The 26,086-nt window shown below is 61.6% G+C and carries 23 protein-coding genes; 7 read left to right on the forward strand and 16 right to left on the reverse strand.

What is annotated here, in order from left to right; translation table 11 throughout:
• Positions 1-225: 225 nt before the first annotated feature.
• Complete coding sequence (locus FXN63_RS13500) at positions 226-1,617, reverse strand: MFS transporter (protein WP_148815624.1); 1,392 nt, start codon at positions 1,615-1,617, stop codon at positions 226-228.
• Between the two features lie 189 nt (positions 1,618-1,806).
• A complete protein-coding gene (locus tag FXN63_RS13505) occupies positions 1,807-2,586 on the reverse strand; it encodes an SDR family NAD(P)-dependent oxidoreductase (RefSeq protein ID WP_148815626.1) in 780 nt (259 codons plus the stop codon).
• 284 nt (positions 2,587-2,870) lie between these two features.
• Here FXN63_RS13505 and FXN63_RS13510 point away from each other — a divergent pair, with 284 nt between their 5' ends.
• The 3 genes from FXN63_RS13510 (at position 2,871) to FXN63_RS13520 (ending at position 5,261) form a co-directional block, all read left to right on the forward strand.
• A complete protein-coding gene (locus FXN63_RS13510; RefSeq protein ID WP_148815628.1) occupies positions 2,871-3,785 on the forward strand; it encodes a LysR family transcriptional regulator in 915 nt (304 codons plus the stop codon).
• Between the two features lie 81 nt (positions 3,786-3,866).
• Positions 3,867-4,169: an ArsR/SmtB family transcription factor gene (locus FXN63_RS13515; RefSeq protein WP_148815630.1), complete on the forward strand. Its 303-nt coding sequence runs from the start codon at positions 3,867-3,869 to the stop codon at positions 4,167-4,169.
• A 102-nt stretch (positions 4,170-4,271) separates the two neighbouring features.
• Positions 4,272-5,261 carry a zinc-dependent alcohol dehydrogenase family protein gene (locus FXN63_RS13520; RefSeq protein ID WP_148815632.1) on the forward strand — a complete coding sequence of 330 codons (990 nt, stop codon included), beginning with the start codon at positions 4,272-4,274 and terminating at the stop codon, positions 5,259-5,261.
• Between the two features lie 26 nt (positions 5,262-5,287).
• On the opposite strand, the gene prpR is transcribed toward FXN63_RS13520, so the two are convergent.
• Positions 5,288-7,321, reverse strand: coding sequence for a propionate catabolism operon regulatory protein PrpR (prpR, locus tag FXN63_RS13525; protein ID WP_148815634.1), 2,034 nt, complete (start codon positions 7,319-7,321; stop codon positions 5,288-5,290).
• A 184-nt stretch (positions 7,322-7,505) separates the two neighbouring features.
• Here prpR and prpB point away from each other — a divergent pair, with 184 nt between their 5' ends.
• A complete protein-coding gene (gene prpB, locus FXN63_RS13530) occupies positions 7,506-8,396 on the forward strand; it encodes a methylisocitrate lyase (RefSeq protein ID WP_148815636.1) in 891 nt (296 codons plus the stop codon).
• Between the two features lie 111 nt (positions 8,397-8,507).
• Here the strand turns inward: prpB and FXN63_RS13535 are convergent, their stop codons facing one another.
• The 11 genes from FXN63_RS13535 to FXN63_RS13585 all read right to left on the reverse strand — a co-directional run bounded on the left by FXN63_RS13535 (position 8,508) and on the right by FXN63_RS13585 (position 21,056).
• Entirely contained in the window at positions 8,508-9,905 is a 1,398-nt protein-coding gene (locus FXN63_RS13535) for an MmgE/PrpD family protein (RefSeq protein ID WP_148815638.1), read from the reverse strand.
• Entirely contained in the window at positions 9,902-11,311 is a 1,410-nt protein-coding gene (locus tag FXN63_RS13540) for an FAD-dependent oxidoreductase (protein WP_148815640.1), read from the reverse strand. The genes FXN63_RS13535 and FXN63_RS13540 overlap by 4 nt, the downstream gene beginning before the upstream one ends.
• Before the next feature lie 182 nt (positions 11,312-11,493).
• Complete coding sequence (locus FXN63_RS13545) at positions 11,494-13,089, reverse strand: MmgE/PrpD family protein (RefSeq protein WP_148815653.1); 1,596 nt, start codon at positions 13,087-13,089, stop codon at positions 11,494-11,496.
• Positions 13,074-13,769, reverse strand: a complete 696-nt coding sequence (locus FXN63_RS13550; RefSeq protein WP_148815655.1) for an ABC transporter ATP-binding protein — start codon at positions 13,767-13,769, stop codon at positions 13,074-13,076. The genes FXN63_RS13545 and FXN63_RS13550 overlap by 16 nt, the downstream gene beginning before the upstream one ends.
• A gap of 89 nt (positions 13,770-13,858) precedes the next feature.
• A complete protein-coding gene (locus tag FXN63_RS13555; protein ID WP_148815657.1) occupies positions 13,859-14,656 on the reverse strand; it encodes an ABC transporter ATP-binding protein in 798 nt (265 codons plus the stop codon).
• Entirely contained in the window at positions 14,656-15,522 is an 867-nt protein-coding gene (locus tag FXN63_RS13560; RefSeq protein ID WP_148815658.1) for a branched-chain amino acid ABC transporter permease, read from the reverse strand. The genes FXN63_RS13555 and FXN63_RS13560 overlap by 1 nt, the downstream gene beginning before the upstream one ends.
• Positions 15,523-15,537: 15 nt before the next feature.
• Positions 15,538-16,467 carry a branched-chain amino acid ABC transporter permease gene (locus FXN63_RS13565; RefSeq protein WP_187394892.1) on the reverse strand — a complete coding sequence of 310 codons (930 nt, stop codon included), beginning with the start codon at positions 16,465-16,467 and terminating at the stop codon, positions 15,538-15,540.
• 57 nt (positions 16,468-16,524) lie between these two features.
• Complete coding sequence (locus FXN63_RS13570) at positions 16,525-17,682, reverse strand: ABC transporter substrate-binding protein (protein WP_148815661.1); 1,158 nt, start codon at positions 17,680-17,682, stop codon at positions 16,525-16,527.
• 88 nt (positions 17,683-17,770) lie between these two features.
• Positions 17,771-18,478 carry an isochorismatase family protein gene (locus FXN63_RS13575; RefSeq protein ID WP_148815663.1) on the reverse strand — a complete coding sequence of 236 codons (708 nt, stop codon included), beginning with the start codon at positions 18,476-18,478 and terminating at the stop codon, positions 17,771-17,773.
• A complete protein-coding gene (locus FXN63_RS13580) occupies positions 18,475-19,848 on the reverse strand; it encodes a dihydroorotase (RefSeq protein WP_148815666.1) in 1,374 nt (457 codons plus the stop codon). The genes FXN63_RS13575 and FXN63_RS13580 overlap by 4 nt, the downstream gene beginning before the upstream one ends.
• The gene (locus FXN63_RS13585; protein ID WP_148815668.1) at positions 19,848-21,056 is read right to left on the reverse strand and encodes a CobW family GTP-binding protein; all 1,209 of its coding nucleotides are present in this window, start codon (positions 21,054-21,056) and stop codon (positions 19,848-19,850) included. The genes FXN63_RS13580 and FXN63_RS13585 overlap by 1 nt, the downstream gene beginning before the upstream one ends.
• A 427-nt stretch (positions 21,057-21,483) precedes the next feature.
• On the opposite strand from FXN63_RS13585, the gene FXN63_RS13590 reads away from it, so the two are divergent.
• Both FXN63_RS13590 and ypfJ read left to right on the forward strand, forming a co-directional pair.
• Positions 21,484-22,311 carry an IclR family transcriptional regulator gene (locus FXN63_RS13590; protein ID WP_187394893.1) on the forward strand — a complete coding sequence of 276 codons (828 nt, stop codon included), beginning with the start codon at positions 21,484-21,486 and terminating at the stop codon, positions 22,309-22,311.
• Positions 22,312-22,458: 147 nt separating this feature from the next.
• The gene (ypfJ, locus tag FXN63_RS13595) at positions 22,459-23,322 is read left to right on the forward strand and encodes a KPN_02809 family neutral zinc metallopeptidase (RefSeq protein WP_148815672.1); all 864 of its coding nucleotides are present in this window, start codon (positions 22,459-22,461) and stop codon (positions 23,320-23,322) included.
• 180 nt (positions 23,323-23,502) lie between these two features.
• Here ypfJ and FXN63_RS13600 read toward each other — a convergent pair whose 3' ends face one another.
• Positions 23,503-24,015 carry a hypothetical protein gene (locus FXN63_RS13600; RefSeq protein WP_222863915.1) on the reverse strand — a complete coding sequence of 171 codons (513 nt, stop codon included), beginning with the start codon at positions 24,013-24,015 and terminating at the stop codon, positions 23,503-23,505.
• A 36-nt stretch (positions 24,016-24,051) separates the two neighbouring features.
• Positions 24,052-24,987, reverse strand: a complete 936-nt coding sequence (gene argC / locus FXN63_RS13605) for an N-acetyl-gamma-glutamyl-phosphate reductase (protein WP_148815674.1) — start codon at positions 24,985-24,987, stop codon at positions 24,052-24,054.
• 126 nt (positions 24,988-25,113) lie between these two features.
• Here argC and FXN63_RS13610 point away from each other — a divergent pair, with 126 nt between their 5' ends.
• On the forward strand, positions 25,114-25,998 hold the full coding sequence (locus FXN63_RS13610) for a LysR family transcriptional regulator (RefSeq protein WP_148815676.1): 885 nt from the start codon (positions 25,114-25,116) through the stop codon (positions 25,996-25,998).
• Positions 25,999-26,086: the final 88 nt, after the last annotated feature.

The following is a 26,086-nucleotide window of genomic DNA, read 5'->3' on the forward strand; positions in this document are numbered from 1 at the left end:
CGCGGGTTTGACGCTGAGGTCGTGTTTGTGGGCAAGCGGGCTTAACCGGCTTACCCGATACGCCAATGGGCAGACACACTAACCCCAGCTTGCTCGACATGACATGGCGTTGAAATTAGCGCCGGGCATCGCAACAAACGTGCAACCGGAACTGCAGCACCACAGGCCGGGCGATTCGACCAAGTTCGGCCGGCTTGGACATTAAATCCTGCGTGTCCTGGCCGCTTAAACCTTCGACGCCTTGAATATCAAACGCGACACACTCGTCACGCTTGCCACGGCCGCAAATCCTGCGGCCAGCCACAACGCCCACATTGCGCCCTGCCCGGTCGATACGTGAAAACATGCGGCCACCAAGGCTGCGCCAATTGCCTGGCCCAGCAGGCGCACAGTGGCCACCATGCCGCTTGCGCCGCCGCTGCGTGACGGGGGCGCAGCGCTCATGATGGCGCGCAGATTGGGCGACTGGAAGAACCCGAAGCCAGCGCCGCACACCGCCATGCGCCACAAGATGTCGAACACGCTGGGCGTGGCTGGCATGGTGGCCAGCAAAGCCAGTCCTACGCTCAACACGACCAGCCCACCGCCCCCAAGCAAACCGGCTGGGTAGCGATCAGACAAGCGACCCGCGATAGGTGCCAGTGCAGCCACCACCACCGGCCACGGCGTGATCAGAAAGCCCGTGTCCACCTGGGAATAGCCCAGCATGTTCTGCAGCAGAAATGGCAAGGAGACAAATGCCAGTCCCTGTGCTGCGAACGAGCACACAGCGGTGACCGCCGACAGCGCAAACACCGGCCGCCGCAGCAGATCCACGGCCAGCATCGGGGCCGGATGATCGTTCTGGCGCATCATCAGCAACACCAGGCAAACGGCTGCCACGGCAAGCTCGATTCCGACCGCCAGCCAGGTGGCCTGATGCGCACCCTCGCCCAGGCCAAGCACCAACAAGCCCAGTGCCACCGCGCACAGGCCTGCTGCCACGCCATCGAACTTATAAGTAGCGCGGCTGGTGTTCGGCAGTCCGCGCAAGCCGAAATACATGGCCATCAAGCAAAGCGGCACGTTGATCAGGAACAGCCAGTGCCACGAGCCCAGCAGCAACACCGCAGATGCGGCGGTCGGCCCGGCGGCGAACGACAGGCCCACAACCATCGCGTTCAGGCCCATGCCACGGCCCAACGATGAATTCGGGTAGATATAGCGCAGCAGCGCGCCGTTGATCGCCATGACCCCCGCCGCGCCAAGACCTTGCACCAGGCGCGCGCCGACCAGCCACGGCAAAGACGGAGCCAGGCCGCATGCCAGGGAAGCAAGCGTGAAGATGATCAACCCGCCCATGAAGACCCGACGGTGCCCCAGCACTTCGCCCAGCGAGGCCGCAGGCAACAGCGCCGCGACCATCGCAAGCTGGTAGATGCTGACCACCCAAATCGAATTGGCGTCGCTGGTTTGCAATGACGCGGCGATGGTCGGCAATGCCGTGTTGGCGATGGCGGTGTCCAGCGTGGCCACACACACGGCCAGCATGACGGCGATCAATGCACTGACGCGCTCCTTGTCGGGCAGGCCCTGTCCGATGGGATAGAGGCGTTGCTGCGAGAAGGCGAATGACATGACGGGGACCGAAGGCGGAACGCGAGCGCGCGAAATGAGCAGGACAGGCCGGTGAACGGCCAAGAGCAGCCGTCGAGTATAGCGGCCGATCCTGCGTGCTGGCCCAGTAGTCTGGCATCAACAGATACTTCGACGGCTAACTTTCGTGACCGCGGCAACACGACTAGCGTGACCCTGCCCGCCTTGCCATCACACGAACATGCCGCCCGAGGCCTCGACGCGCTGGGCGTTGATCCAGCGGCTGCCGTCGGACAGCAAGGCCGCGATGGCCCCACCGATGTCGTCGGGCATGCCGACGCGGCCCAGTGCGGTCATGCTGGCAACATATTGATTGACGTCTGCGTTGTCGCGCACGGTGCCGCCGCCGAAGTCGGTTTCGATTGCGCCCGGAGCCAGCGTGTTCACTGCGATGCCGCGTGCACCAAGTTCCTTGGCCAGGTAACGGGTCCACACTTCGATCGCGCCCTTCATCGATGCATACGCCCCGTAGCCAGGCAATGCAAAGCGCGTCAGGCCGCTTGATATGTTCACGATCCGGCCCCCATCGTTGATCAACGGCAGCAGCTTCTGGGTCAGGAAGAACGGGCCTTTCAGATGGACGTTCATCAATTGGTCGAACTGTTCTTCTGTTGTCTCGGCCAAGCCGACATGAACGCCGATGCCTGCGTTATTGACCAAAAAGTCGATGCGTTCGCGGCCGAACTTGCTGCGCAGCACATCAGCCAATGCAGCGGTGAAACCGGCAAAACTGCTGCTGTCACCGACGTCTAGCTGCAGCATTGCGGCTTGCCCGCCGGCCGCCTCGATCTCGGCAACCACGGCCTGCGCGTCGGCCGATTTGCTGTGATAGGTGCCAATCACCGTGACGCCCTGCGCAGCAAGGTGGATGGCAGCATGCTTGCCAAGGCCGCGGCTGGCACCGGTAATCAGGGCAATCTTTTGCGTACTCGTGGCGATGTTGGTGGTCATGGTGTGACTCCGGTTCGATATGACGAAGGATGAAAATACTGGCGGCTGTCGGTGAATTGGCGTGATTCAGGTTCGACGCTTTTGCCGGCCCGTTCAGCATGAAACGCAGTGTATTGTTCGATCATTGACAGATAAACTTGTGCTGACAGGAAACACTGTCCGACAAAACCGAACAATCCAGCGACATCGCACCAAGGCCGTGCAACAGCAGGTGCTAACTGAGCGCCTGCAAGCACGCCAGTCGCGTATCCACTCCGAGGGCCCTCCCCTCGCCGGCTTTTCCCATGAACAAACTTGACCTGCTGAAAACCTTCGTGCGCGTGACCGAGCTGTCCAGCTTCACGCAAGCCGGCGAAAGCCTGGGGCTGCCGCGCTCCACGGCGTCGGATCAGATCCGCATGCTGGAAGATCTGGTCGGCGCGCGGCTGTTTCATCGCACGACGCGCAAAGTGCAGCCCACCCAGGATGGCGCGGCGCTTTACGAGCGCAGCAAGGAATTGCTGGCCGACATGGACGAGCTGGAAGGCTTGTTCCGCCGCGACGGTGCTGTGCTGGCCGGCCGCCTGCGGGTCGACATGCCAACGGTGGTGGCGCGCAAACTGGTAATCCCGAAGCTTGCGCAGTTTGTAGACGCCTATCCCCATATCGAAGTCGAGTTAAGCAGTTCCGATCGCCGGGTGGACCTGGTTCGCGACGGCTTCGATTGCGTGCTGCGGATTGGCGAGCTGCCTGACGCGTCGTTGGTGGCGCGTTCGCTGGGTGCCATGACCATGCTGAACTGCGCAAGTCCGGCTTATCTGGCGAAACACGGTGTGCCGCATACGCTGGACGACTTGCGCAAGCACCGCGTGGTGCATTACGTGCCGGTCCTGGGTGCGCGACCCATCGGCTTTGAATATGTGCTCAACGGCGTCACCCACCAGTTGCCGATGGCCGGCACCATCACCGTCAATAACACCGACACCTACGAAGCGGCTGCCCTGGGCGGACTGGGGCTGATCCAGTCGCCAGTGCTGGGCATTCGAGATCACATCGAAAGCGGGCGACTGGTTCACGTGCTGCCGGACTTTGTCGCGGCACCCATGGACGTGTCGCTGCTCTACGCGAACCGCCGGCACCTGCCGCAACGGGCACATGTGTTCATGGAGTGGATGACGGCGTTGATCCGGGACGATGAAGCGCAGTATGCAAATCGATAGGTGCTGCAGTACATAGCTGGTTATCGTGCCCTCGATTCAACATCGTATTGACATATCGGTAAATTTCGATATCATCGAGTCATGGATCTACTCGACATCTTCAAAGCCCTCTCCAACCGCACGCGTCTCGACATCCTGAAGGGGTTGAAAGACCCGGCGAAGAACTTTCCGCCGCAAGACGAAGGCGACGTCAACGAGGTCGGCGTCTGCGTAAGCAGCATCCAGGAAGGTGTCGGGCTGTCGCAGTCCACCGTGTCGGACTACCTGGCTACCTTGCACCGGGCCGGTCTGGTCGAAGTTCGACGTATCGGCCAATGGACCTACTACAAGCGCAACGAAGCAAGCCTTAAGGCGCTTGCCGAGATCATTGGGAAAGAACTGTAGGAAAAAGCGGTAGGAAAGCGCGGTAAGTTCTTTGGCGCAAAAATTTTAACCCAAAATATCGGTAATTCTCGATATCCCGTTTTATCGAAACAGGAGCATTCAATGCAAGCAGCACTACTCACCTCATTTGGCGGTCCAGAGGCATTCGAGCTTCGTGATGTGCCCAAGCCCGTCCCTCAGGCAGGACAAGTTCTGGTCCGGGTGCACGCAACGTCCATCAATCCGCTGGACTACCAAGTTCGCCGCGGGGATTACGCAAGTCTGGTGCCCTTGCCGGTCATTACCGGGCACGACGTATCTGGCGTGGTCGAGGCTGTGGGGCCAGGCGTGACCGCCTTCTCGCCGGGAGACGAGGTCTGGTACACGCCGCAGATATTCGATGGGCCGGGAAGTTATGCCGAATATCACGTTGCTGCGGAAAGCATCGTGGGCATGAAGCCGCAGTCACTAAGCCATCTTGAAGCAGCAAGCCTGACCTTGGTTGGCGGCACGGTATGGGAAGCGCTTGTCGCACGGGCGGCGCTCAGGGTCGGTGAGAGTATTCTGATCCACGGCGGCGCGGGCGGCGTGGGCCACGTCGCGATCCAGATCGCCAAGGCGATGGGTGCACGTGTGTTCACCACTGTGCGTCCCGCAAACTTTGAGTTTGTGCGAAATCTGGGTGCCGACGTACTGATCGACTATCAACAGGAAAGCTACGTCGACGCCGTCATGCGGGAAACCGGCGGGCGCGGCGTCGATGTCGTGTTCGACACGATTGGCGGCGACACCTTGTCGACCAGCGCGGACGTGCTGGCGCAGTTAGGTCGCGTCGTGACGATTGTGGATACGGCTGCGCCACAGAACCTGTTGCAGGCATGGGCCAAGAACGCCAGCTATCACTTTGTGTTCACCCGACAAAATCGCGGCAAGCTGGATGAGGTGAGCGCGCTGGTCGAGCGAGGTCAACTGCGGCCGCATGTCGGTGCTGTTTATCCGCTGGCGGACATTGCACAGGCTCACGCCCGGCTGGAAAGTCGTGATAACGGACTGCAGGGGAAGATCGCGATTGCTGTTGTGAAGTCAGCTGATTCCAGCGACGCACAAAGTTGACGATCCGTTTCGAGAAAACGACTCCCTCAGCCAGCCGCCTTCAGCTTGCGCCACAAGGTCGCCCTGCTGATCCCAAGACGCTCGCAGGCCAGCGCCTTGTCACCCCCACATGCGGCCAGCACGTCCAGGATGTAGCGCAGTTCGTTTTCCCGGCGTCCAGAAAGTTTGGCAGTCGACATAGGCGGCGGTGGTGCTGCGTGTGTCGAGGCGGGAAGGTTTGTAGGTGCCTGCAAGTTTGCGGGTTGCTGCTCAAATGCCAAGGCCTGGGTGGTCGCGTTACGTCGCGCGGCAAACAGTTCGGGCGTCATCTCGCGCAGTGCAAGATCGATCTCGGCGGTCGATGCCCGGTCCCACTGCGAGCGATATGCCAGCGCACGCTCAAGCAGGTTTTCGAACTCCCGCACATTGCCGGGCCAGGCATAGCTCTGCCCCGCGTACGCCAGTCTCTGCAACATGGGCTGGACGCTTGTCGCATCAATGTCCAGACGCTCGCAAAGCTTGGCGACCAAGTGCGCACCGATCTCCGGCAAGTCCTCGGGCCGCTCGCGCAACGGCGGCAATTGAAGACTCAGGATGTTCAGGCGGTAATACAGGTCGCGCCGAAACTCGCCGGTCTCCACCCGCGCGGCCAGATCACGATGGGTGGCGGCAATCACGCGAACGTCGATGGGCGTGGGTTCAGTCGCCCCCAGTCGCAGAACCTCGCGTTCCTGCAGCACACGCAGCAGCCGGGTCTGCAAAGCCGGAGCCATTTCGCCGATCTCGTCCAGAAAGATAGTGCCGGTGTGGGCCGTCTCAAACAGACCCGCCTTGCCCCCGCGCCGCGAGCCGGTGAACGCGCCTTCCTCGAAACCGAACAACTCGCTTTCCAGCAAGGCCTCAGGGAAGGCCGCGCAGTTGATGGCCACGAACGGTTGCGCGGCGCGCGGCCCGGCGTGGTGAATGCCCTGGGCCAGCAATTCCTTGCCGGTCCCGCTTTCGCCCGCGATCAGTGCCGTGGCCTGGCTGGCAGCACAGCGCAATGCAAGCGCTTTGGCGTGTTGCATCGGGGTGCTGCTGCCCACCAGATCGTCCAGCGTGTATCTGGCCTGGGCACTGCGTGCCTGCCCTTTTGCCCGCAGCCGTCGATCTGCGCGCTGGATGGCTTGTGGGTCCTGGCAGACCAGCACGGCACCGGTGTGAATGCCCTGCTCAACAATGGGCGTACGCGTGGCGACCAAGGTCCGCTGGTTGATACGCGTAATTTGCTCGATATCGCTGCGGCCTTCACGCAGCGTCACTTGCAGGCTCAGCGACGGTGCGACATCACTCAGTTTTCGCCCGATTACGGTATCGGCCGCGCCCAGCACGGCTTCCATCGCCGGGTTCAGTGTCTCGATGCGCTCATCCAGATCAACGGCAACCACGCCGTCCTTCAGGTGCCCAAGAATGATGTTCAAGCGCTCGCGCTTGGCCAGCTCGATGCGCGCGATCCGGCTCATTTCGATGGCAACGTCGATGGCCTCGCGCACGGCATCGTGGGTGTAGACGAACAGGCCGTGCATGCCCGCCGCCTCGGCCAGATCCGACACCAGACCAGGGGCCACCACCGCTTCGATGCCGCGCAACTTCATATCGCGCACGCAGGTTTCCGCCTCTTCCGTGGTTCGGTAGCTGTGCTGTTCGATATTCAGCCCGAAGCGTGCACTGAACTGCTCCACCTCGACCGACACGCCGCCGTAGCTGACCAAGGCGATTTTGCTTGCGATCTGGCGGGCGCGCGCCAGTGCACGCATCACGTCAAAACCGCTGGTTTTGATGAGCACCACCGGCAGATCCAGCCGTTCGCGCAGAAACGCGCCGTTAGCACCCGCCGCGACCACCACATCCACGACACCGGCTGCTTGCATCGCGCGTAGGTCGTCGACGGCATCGACGAAACCTTTGTCCAGTACCTCGACCGAGATTGCAGGGCGATAGCTGGGGGCTAGGTCGAGCAGCAGCTCTTTCAGGCGGTGAAAGCCAACGGCGACGATGCGCGGCGCGGGTTGAGCGGAAGTTTGATGCGCGGTGACGGGCATGTGGTATTTCAATTATGAATTGATGTGCGTTTCATAAATGAAACCACGAATCGGCAGTATGTGTCAGCCGTTTAAGTGTGTAGTTGCCAGGACGAGCAATGACGCCACTTTAGGGAGCCTTTACGCCTGATGGCACAGACGTTGCATTGACAGGACCACACTTCCTCAACTGAACAGGTCTGCCATGTCCCGTATCCCCTCCCCCGGCGCAGCTTTCCGTCTTGCCTTGGCCGAAGAATCTCCCTTGCAAGTGATCGGTGCCATCAACGCCAATCACGCCTTGCTCGCCAAGCGTGTCGGCTACAAGGCGATCTACCTGTCGGGTGGTGGAGTTGCTGCCGGCTCGCTGGGTCTGCCAGACCTGGGCATCAACACCCTGGACGACGTGCTGATCGACGTGCGCCGCATCACCGATGTCTGCGATACCCCGCTGCTGGTCGATATCGACACCGGTTTCGGCCCGTCGGCATTCAACATTGCACGTACCGTGAAAAGCCTGATCAAGGCTGGCGCGGCCGCCTGCCACATCGAAGACCAGGCCGGTGCCAAGCGCTGCGGCCATCGTCCGGGCAAGGAAATTGTCAGCAAGCAGGAAATGGTTGACCGCGTGAAGGCAGCGGCTGACGCCAGGACCGATCCGGATTTCTTCCTGATCGCCCGCACCGACGCCATCGCCAGCGAAGGCCTGGACGCCGCCATCGAGCGCTCGCTGGCCTATGTGGAAGCCGGTGCCGATTCGATCTTCGCCGAAGCCGCCTACGACTTGGACAGCTATCGCAAGTTTGTTGATGCCGTGAAGGTGCCGGTGTTGGCCAATATCACCGAATTCGGCAAGACGCCGCTGTTCTCGGTGCAGGAACTGGCCGGTTCAGGTGTGGCCATCGTGCTGTATCCGCTGTCGGCGTTCCGGGCGGCAAACAAGGCTGCCGAGGCCGTCTACACCGCGATCCGTCAGGACGGACATCAGAAAAACGTAGTGGATCAGATGCAAACGCGTGAAGAACTGTACGACCGCATCGGGTATCACGCGTTTGAGGCACATCTGGACGCGCTATACGAGCAGAAGAAAGCCTAAGGCGCAGGCTGTAAGTCAAAACAGTTAAGTTGGCACCCTTGCCCTGGGGTGCCGGGCTTAGCTTTCCCCTGAGTTTTGCCTTGCTTGTACGAAGGCGGTCGGCAGCAGGTATCAACCCGCCTGCCGACACCCCGCCACCAATGCGGCAAGCGTGTCGCCTTCCATAATTCCCGCCCAGATCGCATCACAAGCAGCCACCGGCACGCTGCGCGACGCGTTGTCGATGAGCTTCTGGCGCACGCGGTCTGCGCTGGCTGGCCGTTCAGCGCTGCCAAGCACTTGCGCAATCTGGTGATGCAACACGCTGCCATCCGCCAACGTGACGCTCAAGTCAGCCGCAAAGCGTGCCGGAAAGCCGGAATCCATCCACGGTTCGGCCGTTACATGGCCAGCAAGGGCCACGGCTTGCGCATTGATCTTGATGCCGGTCATCGCATCCAGGTCGATTGGTTGACCCAACAAAGCCAGCGCCACCGTGTAAGGCAAGCTGTATTTGGCGGCATTGCTGTCACGCGGCGACTGCTTGGCGGACCAGGGTTCAGCAATTACCGTGGCCGCACCCGGCGCAACCTTGCAGTGTGCAGCAACGATGGCAACGCCGTTCACCTGCGCGCGCAGCAGTTCAGCGGCTTCCAGATACGGGTGGATGTAATGGCAGCAGGGATAGAACTTGAAGGCCGCTTCGCTCAAAGCCCATCGCTCGCCCAACGTTGTCAGCGAGGCTGACAAGCGGGCTCCGGCCTGCGTGTCGTCGGCGTAAGCCGCGAAGATACCGTGCTTGCCTTCAAGCACCGTCATCGGCCCGGTCATACCGGACTCGGCCAGCATGGCTGCCCAGATCGCACCGTGCGCGGCCCAACCTGGGTGCAAGGCCTTGACCTTGGACCCATTGCTGAGAAATTCAAAAATGCCGCTGCCCTGGCTGCCCGCAATGCCTGCGGCATGGGCGGTCTGCTGGGCATCACAACCGCGCGCCGTTGCAGCCAGAATCGCTGCTACCACCACGCCGCCTACAGACGTCACCTGAAACCCCCGGCGCTGAAAACTACCCGGCGACGCTTCGCCCAGCCGCACCAGCAATTCCCAGCCGATGATCGTCAAGCGCAGCGCGTCGTCCAGCGTCAGCCCTTGCTCTTCCGCCACGGCCAGCACCGTGGCCACAATCACCGCGCTGCCATGCACGATCGACCCCATGTGGGTGTCGTCGTACTCCAGCGAATGCATGGACGTGCCATTGATCAACGCCGCCACGCTGGCCGGCGCGGGGTCGGCAAAACCCAGCACAGTCGCCGCACCAGTCTGTGGAGAAGCCCGGCGCAGCTTGGTGAGCATGCTGCGGTGCGCAGGCACCGAAGCCGCCGCCAGGGCCACGCCAATGGCGTCCGCTAGATGCAGGCGGGCAAGCATGACGACTTCAGCAGGGATCTGGGCAAGATCTAATTGCCGGGCGAAGTCGATCATGCGTTCGGTGGCTGAAGATGTGGGCATATTGGCAGAGATTGAAGTCATCCTTCCACACCCGCTGCCGTCTTGCCCGCCATATACCCCAGGCCAATTGCCGTCAGCAGGCCATTGCCTGACGAATACCCAGCCGCCCCTGCCTGACCGCTGATGCCAGCTGCTGCACCACCACCGGCAAACAGCCCCGGAATCGGTGCACCATCTGCCCGCAATACGCGTCCGTGCATGTCGACGGCCAAGCCGCCTTGCGTGTGGAACAGCCCTGGCGTCACACGGCAGATCCACAGCCGCCCCTGCAGTGGAGCCATGCCAAAACGCTTGCGGTTGAATGGGTCCAATCCGGCATCCGGGGAAGCAGCCGCACGGGCATACGCGGCGAGCGTGGCAGACAAGGCCTGAACCGGCACGCCAAACACGGCGGCCAATTCCTCCGCACTGTCCGCCGACTTCACGCCGCCGTGGTCCACCAGTTCCTGGAATTCTTCTTCTTTGCTCGCCAGCGCCTTGATGCGGTCGTCGAAAATCGCATAAACCGACGACTGCTCGGCCAGAACGAAGCGCGCATAACCGGAATACCCCAAGTCTTCGTCGCCAAAGCGCTCGCCCTGGCTGTTGACCAGAATCCCGCCTTTCTCGATCGTGGTCCACGACAGCAAGGAACCATGCGGATATGCGACTGCTGCATAGCCCTGGTAGGCCTGCATGTTTGCCATGCCTGCGCCCAACTGCTCGCCCCAGGCCACCGCTTCGCCTTCGCTGCCCAGCGCGCCAAAGTACTCAGCACCGGCGATTTCCGGGCAGTACCGCTGCACTAGCGCACGGTTTGCGCCGAAGCCGTTGGTGGACAAGATCACCGCCCTTGCGCCGATACGCGATGTCTCAATCCCCTCGCCTTGCACGGCCGCGCCAACGATTGCGCCGGATTCATCCACATACAGGGTGCTGACGCCTTGGTTGGTCGCCAGCGGAATGTCGCGCTGCGCTGCTGCCGACAGCAGGTCGTCCACCAAGTCCTGCCCGCGACGCGACACGGGTGCGTGCAGGCGCGGCACGGTGTGGCCGACGTGGCAGTAGTCGGTGATCAAGGCCATGCGCGCGCCTACTTTGTCGACCAGCCATTCGCACAGTTCTGCCGACACTTGCGCCATGACGCGCGTCAGTTCGGGCAGTTCACTGGGGCCGGCGGTGCGCTCTAAATCGGCAATCATGTGCTCAGGGGAATCGACAATGCCAGCTTCACGCTGAAAACGGCTGCCCGCACCGGGGACTGATCCGGTGCTGAGCGAGGAGTTGCCGCCCGGTCGATCACGTTTTTCCAGAATGGCGACTTGCGCGCCGGCATCGTGCGCGGCAATGGCAGCGGCCAGGCCGCAGGCTCCGGCACCGACGACCAGCACGTCTACGTCCAGGTCCCAGTCGATGTCGGCAGTCAGGCGTTCAATCACGGCTTTCATAAATTCCTTGGGAGTCGGGGTGCGGTCGTGCGGGTGCTCTGACAAACGCAGTGCCAGCACGACTGAGATAGGGAATCAACAGATGGAGAAATGGCGGGTTCGTTCGTCAGCAACGCGGTCAATCGCGTGGGTAACAGCAGCCGTGCACGGAACGTCAGCGAGTTGCATCTTGAGTCGGGAGGTCAACGCAACGCAGGCGACGCGAACAGCGCGTCCAGCCAGTTCGCCCACGATGCATTCAAGCCATCAGCGGGGCCGATTACGGGGTCGGAGACAGCGCCAACAAGGTCCGCCGTTGCAGGATCACTCGACAATCCGTTTGCCTGCCGACGCACAAACGCGTCTTGCTCACTTGCCCAGATGGCCGCTTGGTCTGACTTGGCAGAACCTGCGCCGGTCAATGCTCCCTCACCTGCAGCAAGCGCCAAGGCCTGCAGCACCTGTGCCGCCTGAGGCGCAACCGGTTCGCACAATGCCGCCACCTTCGCCCAGACTTCCGCCTCGCCGAAGGGGCGATCCGGCCCGCCGCGTGCGCTCCAAACCGTCTCTGACACGGTGCCTGCGTGCGTAGAGATCGTCACCGTAGCCGGTCGATCGTGGGGTGCCGGGCGTTGCTCGGCAAATGGCACGATCTCGATCAGGCCGCGCAAACCCGCTACCCGAGGGTCGTCCAGCGACGCGGCATCGAAGGACTGCACGCCCCCGTCACCATGCACCACAGCCGCTGCCACCGCATGCGGCAGGGAGAACTTCGCGCCCAGCGTGGTAGCCGGCGCACGATTGTCCAGCCTCAAAGCCAGCGGATGCGCATCGACGCGAATGCCGGTCACCCCTGCCCCGCCCTTTATCGACGGATCGCGGGCAATCAGGGCTTGCACCGCTTCGATTGCCGAGTGTGCGTACTGGCAGCAGGCATTCATCTTCTGATAGCCCGATTCCACTGCCCATTCGCCGTCATCGGCAAAAGCTGTCAGATCGGTCGTGGCGCAACCCAAGCCCGTCACATACACATCAAAAGGCGTGCTGGCCAGACCACCGATGCCCGCACGCGCATGCTGCACAGCCAACAGCCCGGCATTTGCACCGTGCGCGGCCCACGCGTTGCGAATCAATGACCCCTGCACGGCCTGATTGAACGGCCCGGCCATGCCAAGCGCCGTAGCACCCGCCACCGCAGATACCAGTTGGTCGGCAGGCAAGCGCATCAGAAAACCCAGGCCTGCTGCTGCACCCACCGGCATCAACAAAGCATGCGGGTGCAGCTTCAGGTCCGGGAATCGCCAGGCACGGGCAACTCGGGCTACCGTTTCGTAACCCAGAATCAAGGCACGCAACACATCTTGCGCGCTGGCACCAGTGGCTTCCGCGCAGGCCAGCAACGCCGGCAGCACATACAGGCCGCCATGGCATACCGCTTTGCGATAGCCCTCGTCCAGCTCGTTCCAGCCCATGGTCAAGGCGTTCAAGGCAGCCGCGTCACGCTGCGAGGTACGCGGCCGACCCGGTGAAAACACGCTGACAGACCCTGATTCTGCGTGCGCCATAGTGAAGGCCCGCATCGCAGCCACTTCCGGCTCCGCCACCGCACTGAAGGCCGCCGCCAGGTTGTCGGCCAGCACCATCGCGCCGCGCGAGCGGGCCGAGGCGGGAATATCGGCCCATTCCAAGGAGGCCAGGCGATGCAGGCAAGCCTGGAAAGCCGCAGCAGCGTCCTCGCGCGATGGGTTCAACGCGGTAGCCGCAGCCGTCGCGCGCGCCGAAGTCAAAACAGCTCCCACAGGCTTTCCTGCTTCAGCAGGTCTTCGCTGGCCCCGTCATAAATGATTCTGCCCGACTTGATGACTACCGCCCGATCGACATTCTTCAGCGTGGCCTGCACGTTCTGTTCAACGATGATGACGGTGGTGCCGCGTGTGCGGTTGATCTCGCTGATGCTGGCCAGCACGTCACGCACGATCACCGGTGCCAGGCCAATCGTGGGTTCGTCCAGCAACAGAATCGACGGTTGGGTCATCAGTGCCATGCCCAACGCCAGCATCTGCTGCTGCCCGCCGCTTAACGACCCGGCGATCTGTTCGCTGCGTTCGGCCAGCAGCGGGAACAGGCCGTAGACCTCGTCGAACGCTTTCTTGCGTGCCGACGCATCATGCTTCAGCCCGGCAATCGCCAGGTTCTGCTGCACCTGAAGATCACGGAACACGTTATTGCCCTGCGGCACAAAGGCCATGCCAAAGCCCACGTTGTGATGGACTTCCGATACCTTGATGGGATTGCCGCGATACGCCACGTGGCCGTCGCAGGTTTCCAGGTCACCCAGGCAGGCCCGCAGCAGCGTGGTCTTGCCCGCACCGTTGTGCCCGAAGATGCCCAGGCGCTGACCTTCCGGCACGCTCAGGTCCAGGCCGTGCAGCACGTGGAGTTTGCCGTAATGGGCGTTCAAACCCTTCAGTTCAAGCATTGCTTCCTCTCTTGCGCGAATCGTGGCGAGCTGTCGGTCAGCGGGTAGATCAAGAAATCAATCGCCGTCACAAACATGGCACCCATCGCTCATTGGCCGAAATAAAGCTCGGCCAACACCTTGCTTTCCAGCAAGGTGGCAACGTCGCCGCGTTCAAGAATGCGGCCCTGGGCCATGAAGACCGCGCTGTTGCACAGATCGCGGATGAAGGACACGTTGTGCTCCACCACGCACACCGCCCGGCCCGATGCCGCCTCTTCCCGCACGATGTCGCGCATGGTTTCGTAGGCAACCCCTTCCACCCCCGCCATGGGTTCGTCCAGCAGCAGCACCGGCCCATTGCTCATCAGTGCACGCGCCAGGCCCACCAGCTTCTGTTGACCAAAGGTGATGTCGTTGACGTTGGCATCGGCCAGCGCGTCCAGCTTCATGCGTTTCAGAATCAAGTGCGCACGTTCACGTAATTCGGCTTCCGCCCGGCGCACGGCAGCGGGCGACAGAATCAACCGCAACAGCGATTCGCCGGGGTAATGCGACGGTGCAACCAGCATGTTTTCCAGCACGGTCAGCGAGCCGAACAGCCGCATGTGCTGCCAGGTGCGCGCAACCCCAACACGGGCACGTCGGTACAGCGGCAAACCAAGTAAAGACTGCCCGCCCAGCACAATGCTGCCGGCATCGGCCGCCACCACACCGGAAATCAGGTTGAACAAGGACGTTTTGCCCGCACCGTTTGGCCCGATCAGCCCCAGGATTTCGCCGCCGCGAATTTCCAGGTCGATCTTGTCGGCCACCACCACACCACCAAAGCGTTTGCACACGCCCTTGATGTCGAGAATGGGCGCAGATGCAGCAACACCTGCCTGCAAGGTTTGCGTAGCAGCCATCAGTGGCCTCCCTCGACGCGCTTGGCCGGTGCGATCAAGCCCTGCGGACGCAGGAACAGGAACAGAATCACCAGCGAGGTGAAGATCACGCCTTGCAGCGGGCCCATGATGCCCGAGGGCAAGTTCAGGAAAGTGATGGCCTCAGGCAGCAACAGCAGCAGCACCGCACCCACCACCGGGCCCAGCACCGAACCCATGCCGCCCACCACCACCATCGTCAGAATCATGGCGGATTGCAGAATCTGGAATTGATCTGGCGTGACGTATTGGTAGTAGTAGGCGTACAAGCCACCGGCCACACCGGCCATGCCCGAGCCCAGCGCAAAGATGGCGATCTTAATGTTCATGGCGTTACGGCCTAGTGCCAGAAACGCCAGTTCGTCATCCCGCATGGCCTTGATCGCACGGCCATACGGACCGCGCACCAGCGCCCGCACGGCAAGGACCACAATCAGCGCAACCCCCAGCGACACACCCGCAAAGACCAGATTGCGCTGTCCCGACACCACGTTGGGAATGCCACCCAGACCGCTGGCACCGCCCACGAAGTCCAGGTTCTTGATGATTTCCAGCAAGCCCAGCTGGAAGCCGATGCTGGTGATCAGCAGGTAATCGCCAGAAATTCGCAGCGACGGCAAAGACAGCGCAAACGACGCCACCAGGGCCACAAAGAACCCGGCGATCACACTCAAGACCGGATGCACGCCGAACTTCACGCTGAGCACACCCACGGTGTAAGCACCCAGCGCAAAGAAAATCGGGTGCGCAATGCTGATCAATCCGCCGAAGCCGATGATCAGGTTGAAGCTGGAAGCCAGGATGATGTAGAGACCCACCAACACCAGCATTGACGCGACATATTCCATTTATTGGCTCCTGGCTTAAGCGTCTGCGGGCGTGGCGGACACGGCTGGCGCAGCCGTTGGCTTTTTGGCGCGTCGCGTCAGTCGAACCCCCTGCGGGAAGAACAGAATCGTGATGAACAGCAGCGCGTACAGAATCAGGCTCTGCCAGGCCGACGGAATCACCAGAATGCTGAACGCGCGCAGCAAGGCCAGGAACACGGCCGCAACCGCTGCGCCAAACACATTGCCCATGCCGCCCAGCAGGGCCGCAATCACCGCGAACAACATCATTTCCAGCGGCGTGTTGGGCACCATCGAGGCACGCGTGCCGAACAGGTACATGCCTGCGGTGATCAGAATCGCCGCAACCACAAAGGTCAGCGCGTATACCCGGCGCACGTTAATGCCATACAACCGCGACAGGTGCGGGTTATCGGCCGCTGCCAGCATGAACTGGCCTTGGCGCGAGCGCTTCATGATCAGGTACAGCAAGCCCATCAAGACAATGGTGGTGGCAATGGCTTTCAAGTCCCACTCGCTGACGACCACGCCGCCCACGATGTGTGACGCCGACATCAAGGTGGTGGCCAGGGACACCGGTTCGGTACCGGCTGCCATCGCAAGCAGGTACTGCACCAACTCTGAGACCACCAGGGTGAAGATGAAGAAGGTCAGCGGCGGCGAATGGCGGCGGCGGAAGGTCTGCAAGCCCCACACTTCCATGGCCAGCGCAGCGGCAATCGCGGCGGCCGCACCCAGGGCAATCGCCACCGGGGCTGGCAAGCCGAATTTCTGGATTGCCGCATACATCGTGTAATACGCAATGCCCATCAGGCCAGCCTGGGCGAAGTTCCAAACCTTGACGACTTTGAGGACCAGCGCAAACGCAGCCGCCAACAGCACCGCGTAGCTGGAATTGGCCAAGCCGGTCCAGAAGATTTGCAACAGGGTCTGGATATCCAGCATCACTGCTCCCGGTAGAGAAGGCGGCGGCCGATGCATTCATCGGCGCGCCGCCTGGTCTTATTGAACGGTCGCGACCGGGACGAATTGCCCGCCCTTGACCTCGAACAGGTACACCGGCTTGTTCACGCGGTGGTCTGCACCGACCGTCAGCTTGCCGGTCATGGGCAGGTCGAAGTTGGCCACTTCCACCAGCGCCTTGCGCATGTTCGGGCCAGTCAGCGGCTGCTTGGTCTTCAGCAGATGACCATACAGTTCACCGATCAGGTAAGGCATGTCGTACAGGTACTGGGTGTACGGCAGACCATTCGGGATGCGGTTTTCGGCTTTCTTCCAGCGCTCGACAAATTCCGCAATACGCGGGTTCTGCTCTGCCGACGGGGCCAGTGCCGACACCAGCAGGCCTTCGGCGGCTGCACCCAGCTGCGCGATGATCTTCGGGTTGTAGCCAGCGGAATACGTGGAAATCGGCTGCTTCAGGCCCAGTTGACGCAGCTGCGCAATCACTTGCGGCAGGTCAGACACCAGGCCCTGGATGTGGATGATGTCGGCGTTCGACGTACGCACCTTCAGCAGCGCACCGGTGTAGTCGGTGGACTGCGCATCGTAGGCCTCGTAGGACACCACCTTGCCGCCCATTTTCTCGAAGGCGTCGCGGTAGATCTTCGCGCCTTCCACGCCGCTGTCGTTGTGGATGTACAGCACGGCGGCACGCTCCTTCTTCAGCGTTTCGCGGGCGTAGCGGGCTTGCGCCACCACGTCTACGTCAGCCAGCGGATAGGTCGTGTACACGTAGTCGCCCAGCTTCGCGATTTCCGGCGAATTGGCCCCCACGCTGAGCGCCAGCACTTCGCTGCGGTTGGCAATCGGTGCCACGGCCTTCACCACCGCGCTCCAGGCGGTACCGAACACCGGTACCTTGTCGACGTTGACCAGGCGGTTGACCGCGTTGATGCCCAGGCGCGGATCGGCTTGGGTGTCCAGCAGGATCATTTCCAGCTTGTGGCCGTCGATGCCGCCTTTGGCATTGATGTCTTCCACTGCCCACTGGGCCGCCTTGGCCTGATCCGCACCGAACAGGGCCTGCGAACCGGTCAGCGGCATGGCCAGACCGAAACGCAAGGGTTCCTTGGCTTGCGCCAGGACCTGACCGCCAAGACCAAAACTGGCGGCAATCACTGCCGCCGACAAAATAAGAGTTCTACGCAAAGGCTTCATGGCAATGTTCCCGGTTTATGGCATGGATCGAAGACGTGGGGGTGGAAAAACTATTGGGGCAAAGGTCTGCGGGTAATTCGGTCCAGCTTCAGCGCCCAACCTGGTTCAGGTTGGCGATCAGGGTGTCAGTCGTGCCAACGTCGGCATACTTTTCAGACATATCGAACAGGTTCACGGCATGGGACACCTGGCTGCGGTCATACACCGCGTCCTGCGGCACGAACACCTTGAAGTTCAAGGAAAACGCATCGACCACGCTGCCGCGCACGCAGCCGCTGGTGGTGCAGCCGGTAACGATCAGGCTGTCGGCCTGAAGGTCGATCAAGTGGCTGGCCAAGGCGGTGCCGAAGAAGGCGCTGGGGTGCTTTTTCGGCAGCAGCACGTCACCCTCGCGGGGGGCTACTTCCTTCACGAAGTCGTAGCCATGCGCCGGAATGTTCATGATCGCGGGCACTTTTTCCGCCAGGCGACCGCCGTCCGTCGCTTTCTTCGGCGCCACGTGCGGGTACAGCACCGGCCAGCCGCGCTCGCGGAAGGTGGCCAGCAGCTTTTCGATGTTCGCTACCGCCTTCCAGCCCACGTCTCCGCAGCTGGTGGGGAATTCCTTGATCGATTCCCAGAACGGTTGCGGCGTGGTGCCCACGGTGCGGTACTGCACGTCGATGATCAGCAGTGCCGGGCGCACGCCCAGGCCAGACGGGCGGCCGAAACCTGCGGCGCGATAGGCGCGCTGTTCTTCGTCGCTGATGATGCCGTCCCAAGGTTTCGGGGGGCTTGCTTGCTTGTTTTCGCTCATGCTTTGTCCGTATTCATGGTGCGAGCCAGGTACTGTCCGTAGCCCGGCCTGCCGGTGATCTTGCCGTCCTGCATCACGGTTTCGCCGCGCACGATGGTGCGAACCGGCCAGCCTTTCAGGTCCCAGCCGTCGTACAGGCTGTAGTCCGAGTAAGAACCCAGTTCTTTTGCACGCACCACGCGATTCTTTTGCAAGTCCACCAGCGTCAGGTCAGCGTCCGCACCCACGTCCAGCCGGCCTTTTTGCGGCAGATTGAAGATGTCGGCCGGGCGTCGGGTCAGCAGATCGGCAATGCGCGACAGCCCCAAGCGACCCTTGTGATAGCCCTCGGATAACAGCACCGGCAGAATCGTGGCGGTACCCGGAAAACCCTGGGACGCGAGCCACAGGGTCCGTTCCTTGGTCGCCTTCTTGCGCGGCACGTGGTCGGACGCCACCACGTCGATGCTGCCGTCGCGCAGGCCTTCCCACATGGCCTCGATGTCGTCCTTGGACCGGAACGGCGGGTTGGCCTTGCCCAGCGGACCCAGGTCGCTGTCTTCGTCGTGGGTCAGATAATGCGGGCAGGTTTCCACGTAGACGTGTTCGTAACGCTCGCGCCAGCGGCGTACCTCGTTCAGCGCCATTCGGGTGCTCAGGTGCGGAATGTAGATCTGCGCGCCAAGGTGTTCGGCAAACATCATGGCGCGCACGCAGCTTTCGGCTTCCGTGAATGCCGGTTTGGCATCGGACCAGTCACGCAGCGTGTCGCGGCCTTCGGCCTGGAAGCGTTGGCGGATGCGGTTCACGATCTCGATGTTCTCGGTGTGGCAGACCACTTTCACGTCGCCCAGCTTGGCCGCCTGAGCCAGCAGGTCGTAGAAGTAGCCGTCGTCGGTGCCGTCCAGCCCCAGATACCGCCCTTCTTCGCCCTTGAAGTTCATGAAGTACTTGAAGGACGTGACGCCGTACTGCTTCACGTATTCCGGCAGTTCGCGCACGTGCAATTCATTGGCCACGCTGAAGTGAAAGCCGTAGTCCACGTGGGCGCGCGTGCGGGCGTACTCCTGCTCGCGGCGATACACGTCGGTGTAGTCCTCGTTGTTCAGGAAGTAGCCCAGCACGGTCGTGAAACCGCCCTGCGCGGCGTACACCGTTTCAGTTTCGTATTCCGTGATCTTTTCGCCGAAGCCGAAGTGGATGTGCGCGTCGATCAGGCCGGGAAACACATGCAGGCCGTGGGCCGAAACTTCCGGCATGCCTTCTTGAACAGGCGTGCCGGGCAGCAGCCGCGCGGCGATGCGTCCGTTCTGCACCAGCAGGTCCAAGGCCTGTCCGTCGCTGTCGGTGTCCACCAGCACACCGCCACGCAACACAAAATCCGTAGCCATCAACGACTCTCCGAATGAGGGGGGAAAAGACTGTCCAGGGCGGCCAAGTCGCCAGGCAGCAGGCCCGGCTCGTCAATACGCAGGGCAGCCAGGCTGCGGGTGAGCCAGGCGCGGTCAAGTCCTACGCCAATGCACACAAGCCGCGAACGCGGGTCCGAGTCGGGCCATTGCGCGACCGGCTCGGGACGATGGAAGACCTTGCCCACCGTCTGAAGGAAAATTTGCGGCGGCTGCGCGTCGGACATGCGCAGCAAGCCTTTACAGCGCAGCAGCTCGTCGCCGTAGTGACGCGACACCAGGTTCCACCAGGCGGCAACGCCGGGCCAGGTGGACGGGGTATCTATATAGAAGCTCTCGGTCGAGACGCGTTCGTGGAAGCTGTGGGTGTGGTCGTGCGGATGATTCTTTGCATCGCCCCCTTCCTGTCCGTGCTTGTCCTGGGCGTGTGCTGTGTCGTGCGAATCAAGCCCGTCGCTGCCGTCAGCGTGATGCGCGTGGTCATGCCCACAGTCTTGACAGTGTTCGTGCGAATGGTCGTGTGCGTGTGCTTCGCCAAGCGCGCCGTCGCCCTGCCCCAGCACCGCATCCCACTGCCGATCCCCACCGCTGCGCGTGAAGATCGCTTCCGAGCCCTCGCCTTCTGTGCAGGTCGTGACCATTGCCATCGGGTTCAGACGCTGAACCGCCGCACGGGTCGCCGCTACCGTGCTGGCATCCGCCATGTCCGATTTCGTAATCACCACCACCTCAGCCGCCGCAATCTGCCGCACAGCTTCCGGTTGGCTGTCGAACTGACGCACGCCTTGCATGCCGTCCACCGTCACCACCACCTGATTCAGCCGCACCACGGCCGTCAGAATCTTGTCGCCCAGCAGCGAATGCAGAATCGGCAGCGGTTCAGCCAGCCCCGTGGTTTCGATCACGATGCGCGTCAGCGGCGTGGGCAGACGGCTGGCCTGCGCGATCAAGTCCAGCAGCGTTTCGCGCAAAGACCCGCTCAGCGTGCAGCATAGGCAGCCTGACTCCAGCAGCATGACGTTGTCGGCCACTTCGGCCAGCACCAGCTGGTCGATACCGATATCACCCACTTCATTGACGATGACCGCCGTGCCCTTGGACGCAGGCGAACGCAGCCAGGCGTTCAGCAGCGTGGTCTTGCCGCTTCCCAGAAAGCCGGTCAGCAGGTCGCAGTCAATACGCGAAGCCATGAGCCTTCACCACTCGAACCGAGGTTCATCAAGGGCCTGAAGGCGTCGCGCGCCTGTCAGACCCCGCGTTGTTCTTTTTGAAGGCGGCACGTGGGCCACCTTTGTCTCCGTTATTTCTTCGTCAGGCCGTTCATGTTTTCGTAACGACAAGCGAGACAACGTTTCGATAAGCATAACGACGAAATTAAAGTTACGCTAGATGGAATGACACGATCAGACAGAAATTGGCACCCTGCTCCAGGCTGGGAAGCCAATCGTGTGTCAGTGATCCACGCGCAATCCCGCGATGTACGGCCAGTTGGCAATGCAGTGCCAGCAGCCGGCACCACGGGAGAGCGGCCACCCCGACCTAGCAGGAAGAGAAATGCGTCAAAATGCCCGCCTCCCCGTGCAAACCCACGCCTACACCCGGACGCCTCCCTCCTCTATGGTCGAAAAAAACGCCAACTCCGTCGAAGCCGTGAAAGTCGCGGTGCGTGTGCTGGATGAATTGGCGCTGCAACAGCGCGCAATGGGCGTCACCGAGTTGGCCGACGCGCTGGGCGAAACCAAGCCGCGTGTGCACCGGCACCTGTCCACGCTGAAAGAAATGGGCCTGATCGAGCAGGACCAGTCCACCGACCGCTATCACCTGGGCTGGCGCGTGTTCCAGCTGGGCGAAGCCGCTGGCAACCAGTTCGACCTGCGCGCCCGCGCCGAGCCCTACCTGATCCGCATCCGCGATGAACTGAAAGAAACCGCCGTGTTGGCCGTGCCGATCAACGGCATGCCAATGGTGATTGCGACCGCCGACAACATCTACGCGCGGATCTGCATCAGCGTAAAGCCAGGCAACCGGCCGCTGCCACATTGCTCGGCACTGGGCCGCCTGACGCTGGCGTTTTCACCGCGCGCCATGTGGGACACCCAGCTGTCGATGCCGCTACTGGCCGAAACCGAAACCTCTTTGATCGACCCGGTGAAAATCCGCGAGCGCCTGGAGGTCATCCGCAACCAGTATTTCGAGGTGTCGAACGGCGAAATGATGCTGGGCGTGAACACCTTGGCCGTGCCTATTTTCCGAGACGGTGAACAGCTGGCTGGTGCACTGAGCATCGTCGGCTCGATCCAGAATATTCCCGAGCCGCCGCGCCGCGCGCAGGTGGAATTTTTGCAGCACTGCGCAGCGGCATTGTCGGCGCAGCTGAACAGCAACGCCTACGCTGATTGGCATGCCCGCCAGAGCGCCAATGAAATCCTCGGACGCCTGCCCTGATGCGGGTTTTCGGCACGTTTGGCGTTGTATTTTCAGGTACTTGTCAGCCACGTCGCAATCGGTAGGAATTTGACACGCGGACGCGCAAAAAACGAAGGTGCCCGCATGCCATAGTGCAGACTTCCCACCCCGTAACAGCTGACCATCATGCGCCTCGATGACTCCCGAGAAAGTTCCAACGTAGAAGACCGCCGATCCAGTGGCGGCGGTGGCATCGGCGTCGGCAAAGGGACGGTCGGCATCGGCACCATCGTGCTGGCGCTGGTCGCCATGTACTTCGGCGTTGATCCGTCTGTCGTACTGAACATGGCCGGGCAAGGCGGCGGCATGACCCAGCAGCAAGCCGCCGGACCGCGTGGCGCGCCGTCAGACGCAGAAGGCAAATTCGTTGCCAAAATTCTGGGCGAAACCGAAGACACCTGGAGCGCCGTTTTCAAGCAGCAGACAACGGGCACCTACAAAGAACCCACCCTGGTGCTGTTCCGAGGCGCAACGCCCACCGCATGCGGCACGGGTCAGTCGGCAATGGGCCCGTTCTACTGCCCGCCCGACCAGAGCGTCTACATCGACTTGGCATTCTTTGCCGAGATGAAAAACAAGCTGAACGCGCCGGGCGACTTTGCGCAGGCTTATGTAATCGCCCACGAAGTCGGCCATCACGTCCAGAACCTGCTGGGCACCATGGACCGCGTAAACCGTCAACGCAGCGCCCAGCCCAACCGCGCCAACGAATTGTCGGTGCGCCTGGAATTGCAGGCCGACTGCTACGCCGGCATCTGGGCGAACAAGGCAAATGCCGCCCGCCAGATCGTGCAGGAAGGCGACATCGAAGAAGCGCTGGGCGCGGCAACTGCCGTGGGTGATGACACCTTGCAGCGCAAGAGCCAAGGCCGCGTCGTGCCGGAATCCTTCACCCACGGCAGCGCCGCGCAGCGCGTCAGCTGGTTCAAGCGTGGCTGGCAGCAAGGCACGCTGAAGGCCTGCGATACCTTTGCGAATGCGCAGCGTTGATAGATATAGATAACGGAAAGCCAGCAGCCGCGTTGGAGTAGCCAACCGGAACGAAAATGGCCCCAGGCTGGTGATGTCCTGAGGCCATTTTCATGACTTGGTGCCGATCCGACTTGGCGTTCTCACAGCAGGTCCTTAACCAGTTCAACCGCTTGGTGAGATCGCCGACATTTGCAGAAGCTACGCCTCGCCTCTTTTCCTGATGTTCTCGAACACGGTGTAGATGAAATCCCCTCTTCTGCGGTCCACGGAAGCAGACACCAAGGTCATCGGGCAAATCTGCGCGGACTGGCCTCGCATATTTTTCAGCTGGGGCAAGCCGTAGAACGCATTCTTCTTGTCGCTGTAATCAATGAACCAGATGCCGCCCAAGTTTTTCCGAAAGGTTTCGCCGACATAACGGGTCAGGCCATCCCATACCAAAACTTCGCTGGGTTTCCGAAGGTCTTCCACACGTTCATAGCTGCGCAAGATGAACGCCTCGACGTTTTTTAAGGAGTCAGCAGAAAAATCGAGTTTTTCTGCTGATTCCCCAGGGACCGTCGCATGAAACCGTTCCAACGCGTCGTCCATGTCCATGAGCCAAAGCTCAAACTGATCCTCTTGTTCACACACGTGAAGTTCCTTTGCGTAGATATCGGTTAGTGCAGAGCTTAAAACCCGCTTCCCGATCGCAGGAAGCGGCGTTTCCATCCGCTACGCACCCGTCTGCGGCCGCCTGGAGCAGCGTCAGACGCCAGCCGAACCAAGCATCAGATCCAAGTTCTGAACCGCCGCGCCGGATGCACCTTTGCCCAAGTTATCAAGTACGGCGGCCAGCAGCACATGCCCCTCTTTTTCATTCACGAAGACGCTCAACTGCATGTCGTTGGTGCCATTCAGCGCCTGAGGGTCCAGATATTCCAGCGCGCTCGACGCCTGCAATGGCGAGACCTGTACATGGGCGGCATCGGCATAGTGACGTGAAAGCTGGGCATGCAAGGCGCTTGCGTCCACGCCCTTCTCCAACAGCCGCAACGCAATCGGCACGGTCAGCACAATGCCTTGGCGAAACGCGCCATAGGCAGGCGTGAAAATCGGACGATGTGCAAGGCCTGCATGCTGCTGGATTTCAGGCGGGTGCTTGTGTGCCAGTTGCAGCCCATAGGCCAAGTATGCCGGCGCATCCGACGCTTGCGCTCCCTCATATTTCTCCACGGCAGGCCGTCCACCGCCGGAATAGCCCGACACAGCATGGATGCTGATCGGGTAGTCAGCTGGCACCAGCCCAGCCTGCACCAGCGGACGCAGCAGGCCAAGCGCACCGGTCGGATAACAACCTGGGTTGGTGACCCGCTTTGCCTGCGCGATTTTTTCTGCTTGTTCCTGCGTCAGCTCTGGAAATCCGTACGTCCAATCTGCATGCGTGCGATGGGCGGAGCTTGCATCGATGACGCGCACCGCAGGATTCACGATTGCAGCCACGGCCTCACGTGCAGCGGCATCTGGCAAACACAGAATGGCGATGTCGCTGGCGTTGATGGCTTCTGCCCGACGCTGGGCATTCTTGCGATCCGCAGGGTCAAGCGTCAGCAGCTTGATATCGGTCCGACCATGCAGCCGCTGATGGATCAGCAAGCCCGTGGTTCCCTGGTCGCCGTCGATGAAAATAACAGGAGCGCTCATGCTTGAAATTCCTCGGTTCTGAAATGCCAGAAAGCAAATCGATCGCCCATTCTGCTTATCGCTCTAGAATATAAAAAGTTGAATTTCATGAAATGAACATTCAGATTTTCTGAATCAGGGAGCCACATGCGAGAGATCAGCCTGGACCGTTTGCGCACGCTGATCGCCATTGCCGAGCGCGGATCATTCACCGAAGCAGCGCGGGCATTGAACCTGGCACCGCCAACGGTCAGCCTGCACATTGCTGAACTTGAAGACCGCGTCGGGGCACCGCTGCTGTCGCGCAAGCGCGGAAACGTGAAGCCATCGGCAATTGGGGAATTGCTGATCGAGCGCGCGCGTCGCTTGCTGGCCGACGCCGAGCAGGCCTTGGACGACATTCAGCGCCAGGTGCAGGGGCTGGAAGGACGCGTGCGGCTTGGCGCATCAACCGGTGCCATCGCACACCTGTTGCCGCAAGCCCTGGAAGTATTGCGCCAGAGCCACCCGGCCATCGAAATCCAGGTGGCCGTGCTCACCTCGCATGAAACCTTGTCCCGACTGGCTGACGGAACGCTGGACGTCGGGCTGGTTGCCCTGCCGCAACCCCCGGTGGCTGGCCTCGTGATCAAGCCCTGGCGGCGTGATCCGGTGATGGCCTTCGTGCCTGCGCATTGGCAGTGCCCTGCGCGCGTCACACCTGAATGGCTCGCGGACCAGCCCCTTATTCTCAACGATGCCACCACGCGTCTTTCCCGCCTGACAGCGGAATGGTTTGCGAACAAGGGGCTGCACCCCGTGCCTCGCATCCAGCTCAACTACAACGACGCGATCAAAAGCCTGGTCGCCGCAGGTTACGGTGCCTCGCTGTTGCCCCACGAAGCAACCGCATCGCTGCCCGACCCGCGTGTTGTGATGCGTCCGCTGCGCCCTGCGCTGTGGCGTCGGCTGGGGATTGCACATCGTGCGGAATACGTGGAGCGCCCCACGCAGCATGTGCTCGATGTGTTGAGCGATCAGCGATTGCCTTAGGCATTGAATTTGGGGCCAGTTTGACGGACCTCTGGCTTGATTTTTTAATTCCCAAGCGCAAGAAACGGAGTTTCCGTCAGTTCCGGGC

The organism is Pigmentiphaga aceris (assembly GCF_008119665.1).
In the GTDB taxonomy this organism is placed as follows: Bacteria; Pseudomonadota; Gammaproteobacteria; order Burkholderiales; family Burkholderiaceae_B; genus Pigmentiphaga; species Pigmentiphaga aceris.